Genomic DNA, 15,254 nt, shown 5'->3' with positions numbered 1-15,254 from the left:
ATTATTGCGAATAAGAGTCATTCGCGACACAAGGGCGGACCATCTCCCTGGAGGCGCCCACCCCGACAGTGACGCTCTCATGACCGTGCTCGCCACAAAATGCAAGTGACTCGCAAGAGCAAGGCGACAAATAGGCGTCGGCGCCCTTTTCGGCGGGTCCGTTCTAGCGAGAGATCGCCGGATACGATGAACTGCGGCGATGTCCATCGCCGTCATCGATCACGACCCGATCATCGAGCGCGAGCTGGTCCTGGTGCGCGACCGGGTCGGCGCGGACTTTCCCGGCTATCGCAATCACGTCTATCGGGTCCTGACCTACGCCCTGCACTTCCTGGACGGGGATCAGCAATGGCTCGCGCCGATCGCCTTCGCCCTGGCGCATCACGATGTCGGGCTATGGACCGACCGGGCGTTGGCCTATCTCGAACCGTCGGAGGCCCACGCCGAACTGGCCCGCCAGGCTCGCGCGCCGGACCTGGACGCGGCGCTGGTCCGCGACCTGATCCACTGGCACCACAAGATCACGCCCTTCCGGGGCCCGAACGCTGAGGTCGTCAACGCCGTACGCAAGGCCGACTGGGTCGACGCCAGCGGCGGGCGGGTGGCCAAGGGGCTATCGCGCAAGCAGATCGTCACAGTGATGACCGCCCTGCCCCCGCTGGGCTTCTACGAGACGCTGATGCGGCTGCCCGGCGAGCTGAACCACGGCCGGACGCTGGGCGGGCTGGCGGTGATGGCGGCGCACGTGTTCAAGGCCTAGCTGGCCTCAGTGAAAAGGCGGCTTCATCCGGTAGAAGCGCGCCTCGCCCAGCAGGTCGTAGACGCGGCGGATGCGGAACGCGCTGGGCTGGGCCTTGGCCAGTTCGAACTCGGCGTGGCTGAGGCCGAACGGGGCCACCTCGCCGGCCAGGGTGGCCTTGACCACGATCAGGCGCGGGATTTCGTCCAGCCCGAAGCTGATCACGTCGCAGCCCTCGGCGTCGCCGTCGCGGGCGGGACGGATGCGGCCGGCCAGGTCCGGACGGCCGCGATCCGACAGGCGGCGGGCCTCGTGCGCCACGACACTGGCCACGCCCAGGCCCTTCAGGAACCGGTCGTCGGCCTCGCGGCCCGACATGTCGAAGCGCTGGATGGCGCGGATCAGGCGATCGTCCATCGGCATCGGCTTGGGCGGCGCGGTCTCGATCAGCGGCATGGCCGACGGCGCGGTGAACAGGGCGGCGGGACGGACGGCCGAGGCCAGCAGGGTCGGCTTCATGGCCAGCTGGTCCTCGACGGCGTCCAGCAGCGCCTCGTCATAGGACCACCGCGGCGGCATGTCCTTGAGGATCGGCAGGCCGATCAGCGACAGCACCGCCGAGATCTCGCCCTGCTTCCAAGTGATCGGCATGTCCGACTTGCCGGTGACGAAACGCACCGTGCGGTCGTGGGTGGCGCGGTCGAACGGCTTGCCCGCGAGCGTCTTCTCCAGCTGGGAGACATAGTCGCCCACCACCACAGCGAGGTCAGCCCCCGTCCACTCGCGCCCCGATTCCCCTATCATCTCATAATGATGAGGGAGTCGCGGCTCGCGCGCCACACGCTTCAGTTAGAAGGCTAGCGGCTGCTCGCCCCGGACGCGACAGCCATAGGGGCGTCCTGCACCGGCATCTGGTCGGGCAGCAGCTTGGCCTTCTCCATCGCCTGGCGAACCGTGGTGATCGGATATTCGGCGTCGACCTTGAAGGTCAGGGCCGTCGTGTGGGCCGGGTTGTCGCCGAGATTGGCGAAGCCGCCGGCGCGCGCGGCGTTGAAGGTCACGCCATAGGTCTTGTTGGACAGCACCCGGCACAGCAGGACGAAGGTCTTCTGGTCGGGCAGCAGGCGGGGCGTCTTCACGCAGTCCATCGGCTCGGCGCCCTCGGCCGGGGCGTAGTTCCAGGCGCCGGGCGACATCTGCTGGTCGAAAGCCACCTTCAGGATCAGCACGCCGGGGGCCACCGTCTGGTCCTGGGCCGGATAGGTCGCGGTGACGTTCGGCGGCAGGGTCGGCGGCAGGATCAACACCGGCGAGACCTCGTTGGGCTCTCCCTTGACCTGGGCGTGAGCAGCGGACGCCGCGAGAGCGGCAAGCGCGATCAGGACGGGAACCGAACGGCGGGACGACATCTTTCCAGACTGACCTGCAAGCGCGGCCTTCTCAAGGCGCCATTCGAGGCCTACATCGCCCTTATGACCGATAAACCAGACGTTCCTGAGAACGAAACCCCGATGCAGCGCGCCCTGCGCCTGAAGAAGGCCGCCCAGGGCAAGCACGGCCACGGGGCCAAGGCCTCGACGGGCAAGGTCGACCGCGCCAGCGCCGTCGCGCCCACCGGCAAGTCTCGGCCCTGGATGACCCGGTGACGATCCCCAAGGTCCTCGGCCGCACCTCGTCGATCAATGTCCGCAAGGTGCTGTGGACCTTGGACGAGCTGGCGATCGCCTATGAGCGCGAGGACTGGGGCCAGGGCTTCGCGCCCACCAGCGACCCGAAGTTCGTCAAGCTGAACCCGAACGCCCTGGTGCCCGTCCTCATCGACGAGCACGGACCGGTGTGGGAAAGCAACGCCATCTGCCGCTACGTGGCGGCCGGCACGCCGCTGTTCCCGGACGACCGCCGCCAACGGGCGCTGGTCGACCAGTGGATGGACTGGCAGTGCACCGAGCTGAACACCGCCTGGCGCTATGCCTTCGCCGGCCTGGTGCGTAAGTCGCCGGGCTTCGACGATCCCAAGCAGATCGAAAACAGCGTCACGGCCTGGAACACGGCCATGGGCCTGCTCAGCGCACGCCTCGTGGACACCGGCGCCTATGTGGCCGGCGACCAGTTTACCCTGGCGGACATCGTGCTGGGCCTGTCGGTGCACCGTTGGCTGTTCTCGCCGATCGCGCGCGAGGACTGGCCGACGCTCACCGCCTATTACGAGCGCCTGCGGGCGCGGCCGGCTTTCCAGAAGTGGGCGCTGCCGGAGGTTCCGTAACCGGCTCCGAGCCCTCCTGAGGCAGGCTGGAGATTGGCACGCCGGGCAACAGCGGTTCGCCCGTCCATTCCCAGTGCCAGGGCTCGTAGGCGTAGTTGACGAAGCCGAAGCGCGGCGCGTTGACGACCATCCAGCGGAACAAGGGCGAACGCGCCATGGCCAGGCGGTTGGCGTCGGCCGAGCTGTCAGGGCCGAAGCCCGGCGCGGCGTCGATCACTACGTCCATGGCCAGGCCCGTGCGGTGGGCCGAGCAGATGGTGCGGATCAGGCCCTGGCAGTTCTTGTCCCTTGCGCAGCGCTGGGCGTCGGCGTCCGGGGCGCGGAAGCCGGAGAAGATCCGCAAGGCTTCCGGGCGCGGCAGCACGCCCGCCGCCTTGGCCTCGGCGACCATGTTGCGGTAGGCCGCCAGCGCGCCGGGGCGCATGCGGATGGCCTTGCCGCCATAACTCTCCTCGGGCTTGGCCAGCTCCAGATTGGCCTCGGGCGGCGCGCCGGGGCAGATCCCTTCGCGATTGACGCGCACGAAGGGCCGCGCCAGGTGCCAGCGCACCAGCATGGCCGAGAACACCGTCGGATCGACCACGCCGGTCTTCTGCAGGCCGTGCGCCCCCTGCCAGCGCGCCAGGGCCGAGGCGAAGCCGTTCGAGCCCGGACCGCAGGTCGTGCCGATCTCGGCGGCGATGCGCGGGGCGTAGATTTCCCAGCCTGTCTCGGGCTTGCCGAACGGCGTCCAGGCCAGGGTCGACAGCGAGGCGGCGTTGACGGCGGCGGCGGTGTCGGGCGCGTCGTTGCCGTCACAGGTCTCGGGCGCGCCGGCCAGCGGCAGGGCCCCGGCTAGCGGCGGCGGATCGATCGACGGCACATGCTGCGGCGGCAGATAGCCGACTTCGTCACGTGGCGGCGTCGGCTTGGGCGAAGGCTGCCCTGACGGCCAATAGACCCACAGCCAGAAGCCGCCGACCGCCAGGAGCAGCAGGCCCAGACCCCAGAGCAGTCGACGCAGCGCCTTCAAGCCGATCCTCGCAACGGGTGGAACTTCGCCATGGCTCAAGGCTTGAGACGGGAGAGTCGTTCCCCCGTGGAGAGTACATGACCGGCCTGGTTTCCCGTTTCGCCCTGATCGCCGTCCTGGCCCTGTCGGCCTGCGACGACAAGCCTCCGGCCAAGCCCGCGCCCGCCAAGACGGTTCAGAAGACGCCACCAGCGCCAACGCCGCTGGTCCCGGCCCCGCCCGCCGTGGCCGCCGCCTCGCCGCTGGCCCAGACGATCAACGCCGCGACCTTCGACCCGGCCGCGACGGACCCTGACGCTCACCGCAACCTGCTGGTCCGCATCCAGACCCTGTTGGACCGCGCCCACTTCTCGCCCGGCGTCATCGACGGTCGCGACGGGACTAACCTGACCCTGGCGATCAAGGCCTACCAGGGCTCACGCAACATCACCGCCAATGGCGAGATCACCCAGGAATTGGTCGACACCCTGACCGCCGGCGACGGCGGCCCAGTGCTGGTCGACTACCAAATCACGCCTGAGGACGTCGCCGGTCCCTTCGCGCCCGTGCTGCCCAAGGAAGACTATGAGGCGATGGCGAAGCTGCCGGCCATGAACTACCACACGCCGCTGGAGCTGCTGGCCGAGCGCTTTCACATGGACGAGGCGCTGCTGCAGGCGCTCAATCCCGGCGTCGATTTCGCGGTCGCCGGCACGAACATCGTGGTCACGGGCGCCGGCGCCGATAAGCTGGATCGCAAGGTCGACCGCATCGAGATCGACAAGGCCCTGGGCCAGGTCCGCGCCTTCGACAAGGACGGGGTCGAGCTGGCGGTCTATCCGGCCACGGTCGGCAGCACCGAGCGCCCCGCCCCGTCCGGCGAGTGGGCCGTGCGCACCCTGGCCCCTGCCCCGACCTATACCTATGACCCCTCGCGACTGACCTTCGGCAAGCCCAAGGCCAAGCTGACGATCAAGGCCGGGCCGAACAATCCGGTCGGCTCGACCTGGATCGACCTGACCAAGGACACCTACGGCATCCACGGCACGCCCGATCCCAAGCTGGTCAACAAGCGCGCCTCGCACGGCTGCGTGCGGCTGACCAACTGGGACGCGGCCGAGCTGGGCTCGGCCGTGAACAAGGGCGCCAAGGTGATCTTCATGGGCGCGGAAGCCCGCGCCTCATGACGCCCTATTTGGGCTTACGGAACTTCAGGATGAACTGATCGGTCTTCCCGCGGATCGACGGGTCGAAGACGCTGACCGTGTGCGTGTCGGCCTTGTCGGCCAGCAGCGGGCTTTCGGACTCGAGCTTGAAGCCGGCGGCCTCGACCTCGGCCTTCACCTGGGCGATGTCGATGCGGTGCAGGAGGTCCGGGGCCGTCGTCGCGCCAGCCAGGGCGGCGTGGTCGATGACCAGGAAGACGCCGCCCGGCTTCAGCGACTTGAAGATCTCGGCATTGGCCTTGGCGGCCGTGTCCGTCGGGAACGGCTTCAGGTGCATGTCGTGATAGTTCTGGACGGTGATCACCGCGTCGACATTGTCGGGCAGGTCCAGGCCGACCATCGGGCCGTTCAGCGGCTTCACGTTGGCCAGGGCGGCGGCGACCGTCTTCTGGTCCTCGCCGTACTTGGCCATGAACTTGATGAACTCGGCCGGCTGGTAGGCATAGACGGTGCCGTTCGGGCCAACCGCGCCCGAGATGATGCGGGTGAAGTAGCCGCCGCCCATCACGTAGTCGACGACCGTGGCGCCCGGCTTGATCTCGGCCAGGGCCAGGATCTCGCCCGGATGCCGGGCGGCGTCGCGGGCCGTGTCGGCGGCCGGGCGCGACGGGTCGGCGACGGCCTTGGCGATGTTGGTCGGGACTTCAGCGAACGCGACGCCGCCGACGCTGAGCGCCAGAGCGGCTAGTACCGAAACCACGTGCTTGCGGGCCATGGGCGCGCCTCCCTTGTTGTTGGGTCGAAACTAGCAGCACAGCTAGGAACGACGAACGACGGTATCTAGACATTCCGATCAGCTTTCGTCGAAACCGGCTCTAGGCACGACCAAACCGACCCCGCATGATCAGCGGTAACAAACAGAGTGGGTCGGGGAGGCTCGGATGAAGTGGATCCTGCGCGGGGTTGGCGCGCTGCTGGCGCTTGTCGTGCTGGCGGGCGCGGCGCTGATCGTCATCGACCAGGCCAGCCTGCCTAAGGCCCCGCCCCGGCAAGCTTTGCTAGACAAGGCCAAGGCTTATGACGTCCGCATCCGCCGCGATGACTGGGGCGTGCCGCACATCCTGGGCAAGACCGACGCCGACGCGGCCTTCGGCCTTGGCTACGCCCAGAGCGAGGACGACTTCGAGACCCTGCAGGACGTGGTGCTGGCCACGCGCGGCGTGCTGGCCCGCGACAAGGGCGCCAAGGCCGCGCCGACCGACTATGTCACCGCCCTGCTGGACGTCTGGCCCACGACCAACGCTCACTACGGCCAGCTGCCGGCCGACCTACGCAAGATCATGGAGGCCTATGCCGACGGGGTCAGCGTCTATGCCGCCAAGCATCCGGAGAAGGTCAAGGCGGGCCTGCTGCCCCTGACCGGCCAGGACATCGAGGCCGGCTTCATCTTCAAGCAGCCGTTCTTCTACGGCCTGGACACCGAGCTGAAGCACCTGACCGCGCCGCAGGAAAAGGGGCCGCCGCCGAAGGGCTCCAACGGCCTGGCGACCGCACCCGCCCGCAGCGCGGACGGCGCCACACGCCTGCTGGTCAATTCGCACCAGCCCTATACCGGCCCGGTGGCTTGGTACGAGGCGGTCGTCGAGAGCGGCCAGGGCTGGCACGTCGCCGGCGGCTTCTTCCCTGGCGCGCCGTTCATGCTGCACGGGCACAACGCCACGCTGGGCTGGGCCAACACGGTCTCCAAGCCCGACCTGGTGGACATCTACCGCCTGACCATCAACCCGCAGAACAAGAACCAGTACCGCCTGGACGGCCAGTGGAAGGACTTCGACAAGCGCTGGGTCACCCTGCGCGTGAAGCTTTTCGGCCCCATCGTCCTGCCGGTCAGGAAGGCCGTGCTGCGCTCGGTGCACGGGCCGGTGCTGGAGACCGACCACGGCGTCTTCGCCATCCGATACGCCGGCATGGGCGAGTGGCGCCAGCCCTTGCAGTACTGGCGACTGAACCGGGCGAAGACGATGGACGAATGGCGCGCCGCCATCGCCACCCACGCCATTCCCAGCCTGAACTATGTCTATGCCGACGCGGCCGGGAATATCGGCTTCGTGCACAATGGCCAGTATCCGAACCGCACTGCGCAAGCCGACTGGGCGGGCGTCCTGCCCGGCGATCGTTCGGAGCTGATCTGGCAGGGCTACCGCCCCGTCGATCAAACCCCGCAGCTGTGGAATCCCAAGTCGGGCCTGGTCTTCAACTCCAACAACACGCCATTCCAGGCCAGCGAGGCGGCCGACAATCTGAAACCCGAGGCCTTCCCCGCCTCGATGGGCTTGCAAGCCAACATGACCAACCGCGCCTGGCGGGCGCTGGAGACCTTCGGGACCGACAACGCCATCACCGACGCCAGCTTCCGGACGCACAAGTTCGATGTGACCTTCAGCGACCGCTCGTCGGTGATGCAGATGGTCCGTGAGGTCATCGCGATCGACCCCAAGGGCGACGTCGACCTGGCCAAGGCTCAGGAAATTCTGCGCGCCTGGGACAAGAAGGCCGACGTCCACAATCGCGGCGCGGCCCTGGCGGCGCTGATGACTCAGCCGATCCTGTTCGCCCGCAGCAATGGCGATCCGGCCCCGACGCCGATCGACAGCCTGCGCGCGGCGATCACTCAGCTGAAGACCCACTTCGGCCGCCTGGATCCAGAGTGGGGCCAGGTCAACCGCATCCGGCGCGGAACGGTGAACCTGGCCATTGACGGCGCGGCCGACACCTATCGCTCGGTCTGGGGCAAGCCCGAGAAGGACGGCACCACCACCGCCGACGGCGGCGACACCTTCATCATGTTCGTCACCTGGGACAAAGCCGGTCAGCTCCACTCGGAGAGCATCCACCAGTTCGGTTCGGCCACCCTGGACGCCAAGTCGCCCCACTATGCCGACCAGACGCCGCTTTTCGTGGCCATGAAGACCAAGCCCGTCTGGTTCACGGAAGCGCAACTGAAGGGACACGTTAAGGTCGACTATCGCCCTCAAGATCGTTGAGCGCTAAAACTTGGCCGTTCAGCTGCCGTTCAGTTGGGGGACGGCTAGCTGGCGTCAACAACGACGCCTCTCGGTGGGGAAACTGACATGCACAAGACCCTCGGCCTCGCGGCCCTTTCCGCTCTCCTGATGGCCGGCGCGGCTTCGGCCCAGGCCCCCAGCTGGAACGGTCGTTACGACGATCCGCCGCGCGGCTCGTACACCCAGTCGTGCCGCGACATCACCGCCTTCAACGGCCAGGTCTGGGCGCGATGCCAGACCAGCCGTGGCGGCTTCGAATGGTCCAGCGCCCGCACTCGCGATTGCGGCGGGCAGGGCCTGGAAAACCGTGACGGCCGCCTGCAATGCGTCGGCTACGGCAGTGGCGGCTGGAACGGCGGCGGCGGCAACAACGGTGGCGGCTGGAACAATGGCGGCGGTGGTCGTCCCGGCGGCGGCCGTGACGGCGTCGTGATGTTCGAGGATCCGCAGTACCAGGGCCGCGCCTTCGAGGTGAACGGCGACATGCCCGACCTGGGCGCGGTCAAGTTCAACGACAAGGCCTCGTCGATCCAGATCGGTCGCGGCGGTCGCTGGGAGATCTGCGAGCACGCCAACTATCAAGGCCGCTGCAGCCGCCTGGACGCCGACCAGGCGATCCTGCCCCGCGAGTGGAACGACCAGATCAGCTCCATCCGTCGCGTTCGCTAAGGAGATAGCCCCATGCGTAAATCCGCTTTCCTGATCGTCTGCGGGACCATCGCCCTGATGGCCGGCGGAGCCGTCGCCCAGGACCGCAACTACGACCGTGATCGCCGCGACGACCGCAGAGACGATCGGCGCGACGATCGTCGGGGCGGCTGGGATCGTGGCGGCGAGGTCGTGCTGTTCGAGCACGACGGCTTCCGTGGCGAGGCCCGCCCGCTGCGCGGCGACACACCCGACCTGGCGCGCCTGGGCTTCAACGACCGCGTCTCGTCCATGCGCATCTCGCGCGGCGCGTGGGAGTTCTGCGAGCACGCCTACTATCAGGGCAAGTGCTGGCGGTACGACTACGACACGGCCAGCCTGCCCAAGAAGCAGAACGACCGCTACAGCTCGGTCCGCCGGGTTCGCTAAACCTTGATCCGCCGGGCTCTTGTGGCCCGGCGGGCCTCACGGCTAAGGTCCCGCGCCTTCCAAGCTGGAGCTTCATTTCATGCGTAAGATCGTCGTCCTGGCCGCCGCCGCGGCCGCCCTGCTGGTCTCGGCCTGCAACACCATCGAAGGCGCCGGTCGCGACGTCTCGTCGGCGGGCAAGGCCGTCGCCGGCGCCGCGCGCGACGCCAAGCGCTAGGAGCGCGATAGCCGAAAGTGGCCGCCGGTTTCGGCGGCCATCGCGCGACCAAGCAAAAAGACCCTAAGCGTCTTCCTCACGCGACGTCTCGGCGCCGATCGTCCGCTTCTCATGCGCGGCGACGGCGCTCTCGGGCGCGTGACGGACGGCGTGTTCGGCCTTGGAAGCCGCCTCGCCCTTGCGGGGCGGCTCAGCGCCCAGATCGGTGGGTTTTCGAGGGTCGGGCGTCATGCGTCGCCTCCACTTTTCAGAACACCCGATCAACGTCAGCGCGTCGTCGCAGTTCCGAAGACCCCGGATCGAGGACTCCAATTCCCGGAACACCGGTCTGAAGACTATTCTCCATTAACCAGGACCAACCCAAAAGATGATCGAGACATCGTTTGCATGACGATGCGCCGATAAAATCCGGGAACAGGTTCACCGTTACTTACTCAGATCCTGGACAAATCGTCGCCGTGCGACGGCTGGTCGCCCTTTTCTCGCCGCGCCCGAAAGCGCATATGAGCGCCCATGTCAGAGACCCAGCCCTCTCCGTCCCTCCTGACCGGCCTCAAGCGCGGCCTGCTGCACCGTTGCCCCAACTGCGGCGACGGTCGCCTGTACATGCGCTACCTGAAGGTCGATCCCGAGTGCGAGGCCTGCGGGCACGAGCTGGGCTGCTATCCCGCCGATGACGGCCCGGCCTATTTCACCATCCTGCTGGTCGGCCACCTGCTGGTGGCGCCGCTGCTGTTCTTCCCCTGGATCTGGGAAGCCTCGCCGTGGCTGGTCGCGCCGCTGACCCTGATCCCGCTGGCGGCCCTGACCTTGGCGCTGCTGCCGCGCGTGAAGGGCGGCGTGATCGGCGCCCTGTGGGCCATCAAGCTGAGAAAAGCCGAAGACACCCCGGCATAAAGACACCCCCAGCTTACGGGAACCTTTTGGCGCGGAACCGATAAGCGTCGCCAAGAATTCCGAAGTCCTGAACCTAAGCGTCGCCACGGTGGCTGACGCGGGATTGGAGGGAAACTTCGGACCATGCTTGGCACGATCCTCATCATCATCCTGATCCTGGCCCTCATTGGCGCGCTGCCGACCTGGGGTCACAGCCGTTCGTGGGGCTACTTCCCCAGCGGCGGCCTGGGCCTGATCCTGGTTATTCTGATCATCCTGGTCCTGCTCGGCAGGATCTAGCGGGTCTATTCGCTAGACCAGCGTTCGCTTAGTCTCCCCCTTCGTAACGGGAGGGGGAGATACACATGACGGCGACCGCCGAAGCGGGCAGCGTGCGTTTGTCGCCGCTGGCCCGCGCCAAGGCCATCCTGGGCGGCTCGGCCGGCAACCTGGTCGAGTGGTACGACTGGTTCGCCTACGCCGCCTTCACCCTGTATTTCGCGCCCGCTTTCTTCCCCAAGGGCGACCAGACCGTGCAGCTGCTGCAGGCGGCGGCGGTGTTCTTCCTGGGCTTCGTCGCGCGCCCGATCGGCGCCTGGCTGATGGGCATGTACGCCGACCACGCCGGCCGCCGGGCGGCTCTGTCAGTCTCGGTGGCCCTGATGTGCGGCGGCGCGCTGATCATCGCCGTCACCCCCGGCTTCAACACTATCGGCCTGTGGGCCCCCGCCATTCTCCTCTTCGCGCGCGTGCTGCAAGGCCTGTCGGTCGGCGGCGAGTACGGCGCCAGCGCCACCTATATGAGCGAGATGGCCGGCAAGGCCCGCCGCGGCTTCTGGTCCAGCTTCCACTATGTGACCCTGATCGCCGGACAGCTGCTGGCGCTGGCGGTGTTGATCATCCTGCAGCGCTTCGTGGGCGAGGCCGAGCTCAAGGCCTGGGCCTGGCGCGTGCCGTTCGTCATCGGCGCCCTTCTGGCGGTGGTAGTGTTCTGGATCCGCCGCGGTCTGGAAGAGAGCATCGCCTTCAAGCGCCCCGCCCAGCGCGAAACCCTGTCGCGCGGCCAGGTGGCTAGCGCGGCGGTCTTCCTGGTGCTGACCGTGATCGCCGGCGTCACGGGCGTCACCACTGGCCCGCTGGCCAGGCCCGCCCAGATCCTGGGCGCGGTGTTCCTGGTGCTGTTCTTCGTGTCGCTGATCGTGCCGCTGGTGCGCCGCCATCCGCGCGAGAGCCTGCTGATCATGGGCCTGACGGCCGGCGGCTCGCTGACCTTCTATGTCTACACCACCTACATGCAGAAGTTCCTGGTCAATACCGCCGGCTTCAGCAAGGGCCAGGCCTCCGAGATCAGCGCCCTGTCGATGATCGGCTTCATGCTGCTGCAGCCCCTGGCCGGCTGGCTGTCGGACCGGTTCGGGCGCAAGCCGATGCTGATCCTGGCCTTCGGCGGCGGCGCCCTGACCATCTGGCCAATCATGACCGGCATCAGCCAGACGGCGTCGGTGACCACGGCCCTCGTTCTGATCCTGGCCGGCATGACCTTCCAGTCCTGCTACACCTCGATCAGCGCGGTGGTGAAGGCCGAGATGTTCCCGGCCGAGATCCGCGCCCTGGGCGTGGCCCTGCCCTACGCCCTGGCCAATGTGCTGTTCGGCGGCACGGCCGAGATGGTCGCCCTGGCCTTCAAGCACGGCGGGCTGGAGAGCACCTTCTATCTCTATGTCGCCGGCGTGATGGCGCTGGGCCTGATCTGTTCGGTCATCCTGAAGGACACGCGGCATCACAGCCTGATCCACGAGGATTGATCTGGGACTGAACCCCGTTTTCCGACTCTAATTGTCGGGCTAGAAATCCCCCATGCACGTGCTCGATACCATCGTCCTGTCCGTTTTCGCCGCCTGCTGGCTGCTGTACGAGCCCATGCTCAAGCGCCTGGGCGAAGGCGGCGGCGTGCTGAACACCGACATGACCGTGATCCGTCGCCGGTGGATGCAGGAGATGGCGGTGCGCGAGATCGCCCTGCTGGACGGCCAGTTGCTGGGCCATGCGATCAACTCGGCCAGCTTCTTCGCCTCGTCGAACCTGATCCTGATCGCCGCGGCGGCCGGCGTGCTGTTCGGCGGCGACACCGCCTGGAAGAGCGTCGAGGGCCTGGCCGTGCTGGCCAAGACCACGCCGATGATGTTCCAGATCAAGCTGGGCCTGGTTTTGATCGCCCTGGCGCGCGGCCTGCTCGACTTCATCTGGTCGATCCGTCAGATGAATTACTGCCTGGCCGCGATCGGCGCCGCGCCGATGTGGGCCCCGCCGGCCGTGCTGGCCGAATATGCGGAAGCCGCGGGCGGCATCCTCAATCCGGCCCTATCGGCGTTCAACGCCGGCGTCCGGGCCTACTACTTCGCCCTGGCGGCCGCGGTGTGGCTGCTGGGCCCCTTGCCCTTCCTGTGCGCCACCCTGGGGGCCATGACCCTGCTGCTCTGGCGCCAGCGCCGCAGCCGCGCCTCGGCGGCGGTCCGCAAGGTCCGGCAGATCCTGGAGCGCCAGCCGGTCGTCCACGGTCCGCACCTGACGCGCCTGAACCCGCCGCCGCCGGAAGACCGGATCTAGACCGAACCGAATTTCGGCATCCGAAAGCTTGGCCGGAGGAACACCGCCCCGGACGTGGCGTTCATCTGATCGCGAACACCAAGGCCCCGAATGCAATAAGCCCCGCCGGTGACTCAGTCTCCGGCGGGGCTAATGGGAAGTCTTGTGGGTAGACAAGTTCTTCATACCTTAACCTCGGGCGTTTCGCAACCACCTAGCTACGGGAAACCGACATTTGGTCGTGAATTCGTGTTGCAACTTCCGCTATTGCAACGCTCCAGCCAGATTCCCTCGGCGACGCTCGCAATATCGGGCGTCGACCGCCGCCCTCCATTGAAGGCCTCCAGGGCCATTGGATTTATTGAAATCTCCAAAGTAGATTTACTCAGCAATGCCCTTATCGATCAGTGAAGAATAAACACTAGAGGATCGACCAAACATCACCGCTGAGCCTGAACTACATTTTCAAACGCTCAAATCTGCTCCCAAAGCGCTTGACGGTTTTGCGACCATTCTCCGGAGAGGCGAAATCGGCGCGCCTCTTGCGAGGCGACGCCGAGCCATGGTTCGCAGCCTTTGTGACGCGAACTCTCGCCTAACGAGAATGATCAGATGCCAAGAGCGGTCCAGACGGGCAAGGCCCTGGCGTTCCACGCTTCAGCCTGGGCTCGCAGTTCCGTCAGATTGTCCTCACCCTGCAGCGCTGCGCCGTCCTTGAGGATCGCCTGCCCCTGCGCCTTAAGCACGGACCAGGTGAATTGCGCCCAGTCGGCCGGCGTCTTGCCGCCATTTTGCTTGGACAGCCAGAATAGTTGCTCGAACCGTGTGGCGCCGACGCCCCCACCCGTCACGGGCGAAGCCAGCACGCCGACATCACCGACCGCAAGAGCCCGACGCGCGATCGTCTTGTTGAAGGCATGCGTCCGGACCTTGGCCTTGGAGACATCCTGCACCGAGGCCGCGGGACTGATCACGTTCATGCCGAGCAAGATAGTAAGGGCGGATACCAGCTGAGGGAACTGGACGCCCTTGGGGGCGACGTGGGCCTCCAACTCCTGGATCGTATGCGGCTTATGGTCCAGCAGCAGTTCGAAGATTGGTCCATAGATCGTGTCGATCAGCGACGCCTCACCGAGTACGCCACGCACCTTGGTCGGCAGGCTTTCCCGCGCCATCGTCAGCACGATCCGCTCTTCGCGCAGCGCCGTCACCTGCTCGTAACCAATCAGGTCCCGCACGCCGCGGATCCAGTAGTCCCGCCGGAACTGGTTGTTGACGCAATAGTCCCGGATCGTCTCGCGCAGCGACACGTCAGGAATGCCGCGCAGGAACTCGGTCTGCTGCGGCGTCAGGTTCAGCTCATGCATGTTGTCGGTCGCGTGCGCTGAGCAGGCAAAACCGACCTTGGCGTCGCTCAACCAGTTCTCGAGGTCGGCGAAGTACATGGGATGCCAGTCGCGGTTCATGTACTCGTGGGCTAGGTACTTGCGATCCTGGCTTTTGATCTGGCTGAGGCGCTCGACGGCGCCGGGATTGGCCTTGGCGTAGAGCGGCTCCAGGGCCAGGAACTGATCGATGAAGTTCAGCGCCGCGTCGGTCTGGCCGATGATGCCCTGGCCTGGCGCGCCCATCACGTCGGCATGGCGCTTCATCAGATGGCGGATCGGCGCCGAGGCCGACCACCCCGGCAGCGTGTTGTACGAGATGTAGAGCACTCCGCCCGGACGCAGCTTGCGGCGGATGAAGTCGACCAGGACGGCGCGATTGGCGTCCGAGATCCAGGTCCAGATGCCATGCAGGCCGATGAAATCGAAGTCCGGCAGATCCTGGCGCGCGCAGAAATCGGCGAAGGCTTCGTCGTAGAGCTTGGCCTCGGCGCCGGACAACCGGACCATTTCCGAAGCGAAGGCGGCCTGCGATGGGTTGAAGTCAGTGCCGTACCAGTTGACGCCCGGCTGGGCCGCCGCGTGGATCGAGACCGACAGCCCCTGACCAAAGCCCAGCTCGCAGGCGTTCTCGATCTTCGGCGCATGACGGCCGACCAACAATAACGGAAGGCGGCAACGGATAGGATTCAGCTCGCTGTAGTAGCCGAGCGTGTAATTTACGTCCGTGACGTAGCCGGAATTCCATTCAGTCGACACCTAGTATCCCCACTGCTCAGCAAACCCCGACCCCGGTGAATTGCTGCATGGTTGGTTGCGACTCGCAAGTTCAAGCCGTGATTTAAGCTGTGGGCCCGTCGTCTTTCATCATGGCGTCGGCGCCGGGCAT

At 66.6% G+C, this 15,254-nt stretch carries 18 protein-coding genes; 12 read left to right on the top strand and 6 right to left on the bottom strand.

Annotated features, from left to right (window positions below):
- Positions 1-199 precede the first annotated feature (199 nt).
- Complete coding sequence (locus tag AC07NF_RS15765) at positions 200-760, top strand: hypothetical protein (protein WP_494629035.1); 561 nt, start codon at positions 200-202, stop codon at positions 758-760.
- Positions 761-766: 6 nt separating this feature from the next.
- On the opposite strand, the gene AC07NF_RS15760 is transcribed toward AC07NF_RS15765, so the two are convergent.
- A complete protein-coding gene (locus AC07NF_RS15760) occupies positions 767-1,543 on the bottom strand; it encodes a protein NO VEIN domain-containing protein (RefSeq protein WP_492812760.1) in 777 nt (258 codons plus the stop codon).
- A 53-nt stretch (positions 1,544-1,596) separates the two neighbouring features.
- Positions 1,597-2,148, bottom strand: a complete 552-nt coding sequence (locus AC07NF_RS15755) for a hypothetical protein (RefSeq protein WP_494629038.1) — start codon at positions 2,146-2,148, stop codon at positions 1,597-1,599.
- Positions 2,149-2,211: 63 nt separating this feature from the next.
- Between AC07NF_RS15755 and AC07NF_RS15750 the strand changes: the two genes are divergently transcribed.
- Entirely contained in the window at positions 2,212-2,385 is a 174-nt protein-coding gene (locus AC07NF_RS15750; RefSeq protein ID WP_494629040.1) for a hypothetical protein, read from the top strand.
- Positions 2,382-3,002: a glutathione S-transferase family protein gene (locus tag AC07NF_RS15745; RefSeq protein WP_494629042.1), complete on the top strand. Its 621-nt coding sequence runs from the start codon at positions 2,382-2,384 to the stop codon at positions 3,000-3,002. The genes AC07NF_RS15750 and AC07NF_RS15745 overlap by 4 nt, the downstream gene beginning before the upstream one ends.
- Here the strand turns inward: AC07NF_RS15745 and AC07NF_RS15740 are convergent.
- Complete coding sequence (locus AC07NF_RS15740; protein ID WP_494629044.1) at positions 2,932-4,014, bottom strand: D-alanyl-D-alanine carboxypeptidase family protein; 1,083 nt, start codon at positions 4,012-4,014, stop codon at positions 2,932-2,934. The two genes, AC07NF_RS15745 and AC07NF_RS15740, sit on opposite strands and share 71 nt — an antisense overlap.
- Before the next feature lie 77 nt (positions 4,015-4,091).
- Here AC07NF_RS15740 and AC07NF_RS15735 point away from each other — a divergent pair, with 77 nt between their 5' ends.
- Positions 4,092-5,180, top strand: coding sequence for a L,D-transpeptidase family protein (locus AC07NF_RS15735; RefSeq protein ID WP_494629049.1), 1,089 nt, complete (start codon positions 4,092-4,094; stop codon positions 5,178-5,180).
- Between the two features lie 4 nt (positions 5,181-5,184).
- On the opposite strand, the gene AC07NF_RS15730 is transcribed toward AC07NF_RS15735, so the two are convergent.
- Positions 5,185-5,934 carry a class I SAM-dependent methyltransferase gene (locus AC07NF_RS15730; protein WP_494629053.1) on the bottom strand — a complete coding sequence of 250 codons (750 nt, stop codon included), beginning with the start codon at positions 5,932-5,934 and terminating at the stop codon, positions 5,185-5,187.
- Positions 5,935-6,100: 166 nt separating this feature from the next.
- On the opposite strand from AC07NF_RS15730, the gene AC07NF_RS15725 reads away from it, so the two are divergent.
- The 4 genes from AC07NF_RS15725 to AC07NF_RS15710 all read left to right on the top strand — a co-directional run bounded on the left by AC07NF_RS15725 (position 6,101) and on the right by AC07NF_RS15710 (position 9,518).
- A complete protein-coding gene (locus AC07NF_RS15725) occupies positions 6,101-8,203 on the top strand; it encodes an acylase (protein ID WP_494629056.1) in 2,103 nt (700 codons plus the stop codon).
- Positions 8,204-8,290: 87 nt separating this feature from the next.
- The gene (locus AC07NF_RS15720) at positions 8,291-8,893 is read left to right on the top strand and encodes a beta/gamma-crystallin (RefSeq protein ID WP_494629058.1); all 603 of its coding nucleotides are present in this window, start codon (positions 8,291-8,293) and stop codon (positions 8,891-8,893) included.
- A 12-nt stretch (positions 8,894-8,905) separates the two neighbouring features.
- Positions 8,906-9,301: a beta/gamma crystallin-related protein gene (locus tag AC07NF_RS15715; RefSeq protein WP_494629062.1), complete on the top strand. Its 396-nt coding sequence runs from the start codon at positions 8,906-8,908 to the stop codon at positions 9,299-9,301.
- A 79-nt stretch (positions 9,302-9,380) separates the two neighbouring features.
- Entirely contained in the window at positions 9,381-9,518 is a 138-nt protein-coding gene (locus tag AC07NF_RS15710; protein WP_291873655.1) for an entericidin A/B family lipoprotein, read from the top strand.
- Between the two features lie 63 nt (positions 9,519-9,581).
- Here AC07NF_RS15710 and AC07NF_RS15705 read toward each other — a convergent pair whose 3' ends face one another.
- Complete coding sequence (locus tag AC07NF_RS15705; protein WP_494629065.1) at positions 9,582-9,749, bottom strand: hypothetical protein; 168 nt, start codon at positions 9,747-9,749, stop codon at positions 9,582-9,584.
- Between the two features lie 282 nt (positions 9,750-10,031).
- Here AC07NF_RS15705 and AC07NF_RS15700 point away from each other — a divergent pair, with 282 nt between their 5' ends.
- From AC07NF_RS15700 to AC07NF_RS15685, 4 genes are all read left to right on the top strand, one after another.
- Positions 10,032-10,415 (top strand): DUF983 domain-containing protein, encoded by a 384-nt coding sequence (locus AC07NF_RS15700; protein ID WP_494629069.1) that lies wholly within the window; start codon positions 10,032-10,034, stop codon positions 10,413-10,415.
- A gap of 123 nt (positions 10,416-10,538) precedes the next feature.
- Positions 10,539-10,694, top strand: coding sequence for a DUF3309 family protein (locus AC07NF_RS15695; RefSeq protein ID WP_165185512.1), 156 nt, complete (start codon positions 10,539-10,541; stop codon positions 10,692-10,694).
- Between the two features lie 65 nt (positions 10,695-10,759).
- A complete protein-coding gene (locus AC07NF_RS15690; protein ID WP_494629073.1) occupies positions 10,760-12,199 on the top strand; it encodes an MFS transporter in 1,440 nt (479 codons plus the stop codon).
- Between the two features lie 52 nt (positions 12,200-12,251).
- Positions 12,252-13,001 (top strand): DUF599 domain-containing protein, encoded by a 750-nt coding sequence (locus AC07NF_RS15685; protein WP_492812782.1) that lies wholly within the window; start codon positions 12,252-12,254, stop codon positions 12,999-13,001.
- 587 nt (positions 13,002-13,588) lie between these two features.
- Here AC07NF_RS15685 and AC07NF_RS15680 read toward each other — a convergent pair.
- The gene (locus AC07NF_RS15680; RefSeq protein WP_494629076.1) at positions 13,589-15,124 is read right to left on the bottom strand and encodes a methyltransferase regulatory domain-containing protein; all 1,536 of its coding nucleotides are present in this window, start codon (positions 15,122-15,124) and stop codon (positions 13,589-13,591) included.
- Positions 15,125-15,254 lie beyond the last annotated feature (130 nt).

The sequence above is a fragment of the Caulobacter sp. GW821-FHT10A06 genome, from assembly GCF_059415805.1.
Note: the sequence above shows the minus strand (reverse complement) of the source record. Positions and strands in the feature narration are given on the sequence as shown.

Bases quoted from the DNA above. Each gene is read 5' to 3' on its own strand.
- AC07NF_RS15700 (WP_494629069.1), top strand. From the start codon at position 10,032: ATGTCAGAGACCCAGCCCTCTCCGTCCCTCCTGACCGGCCTCAAGCGC.
- AC07NF_RS15760 (WP_492812760.1), bottom strand. From the start codon at position 1,543: ATGATAGGGGAATCGGGGCGCGAGTGGACGGGGGCTGACCTCGCTGTG.
- AC07NF_RS15730 (WP_494629053.1), bottom strand. From the start codon at position 5,934: ATGGCCCGCAAGCACGTGGTTTCGGTACTAGCCGCTCTGGCGCTCAGC.
- AC07NF_RS15685 (WP_492812782.1), top strand. From the start codon at position 12,252: ATGCACGTGCTCGATACCATCGTCCTGTCCGTTTTCGCCGCCTGCTGG.
- AC07NF_RS15725 (WP_494629056.1), top strand. From the start codon at position 6,101: ATGAAGTGGATCCTGCGCGGGGTTGGCGCGCTGCTGGCGCTTGTCGTG.
- AC07NF_RS15715 (WP_494629062.1), top strand. From the start codon at position 8,906: ATGCGTAAATCCGCTTTCCTGATCGTCTGCGGGACCATCGCCCTGATG.
- AC07NF_RS15765 (WP_494629035.1), top strand. From the start codon at position 200: ATGTCCATCGCCGTCATCGATCACGACCCGATCATCGAGCGCGAGCTG.
- AC07NF_RS15755 (WP_494629038.1), bottom strand. From the start codon at position 2,148: ATGTCGTCCCGCCGTTCGGTTCCCGTCCTGATCGCGCTTGCCGCTCTC.
- AC07NF_RS15735 (WP_494629049.1), top strand. From the start codon at position 4,092: ATGACCGGCCTGGTTTCCCGTTTCGCCCTGATCGCCGTCCTGGCCCTG.
- AC07NF_RS15710 (WP_291873655.1), top strand. From the start codon at position 9,381: ATGCGTAAGATCGTCGTCCTGGCCGCCGCCGCGGCCGCCCTGCTGGTC.
- AC07NF_RS15750 (WP_494629040.1), top strand. From the start codon at position 2,212: ATGACCGATAAACCAGACGTTCCTGAGAACGAAACCCCGATGCAGCGC.
- AC07NF_RS15695 (WP_165185512.1), top strand. From the start codon at position 10,539: ATGCTTGGCACGATCCTCATCATCATCCTGATCCTGGCCCTCATTGGC.
- AC07NF_RS15690 (WP_494629073.1), top strand. From the start codon at position 10,760: ATGACGGCGACCGCCGAAGCGGGCAGCGTGCGTTTGTCGCCGCTGGCC.
- AC07NF_RS15720 (WP_494629058.1), top strand. From the start codon at position 8,291: ATGCACAAGACCCTCGGCCTCGCGGCCCTTTCCGCTCTCCTGATGGCC.
- AC07NF_RS15705 (WP_494629065.1), bottom strand. From the start codon at position 9,749: ATGACGCCCGACCCTCGAAAACCCACCGATCTGGGCGCTGAGCCGCCC.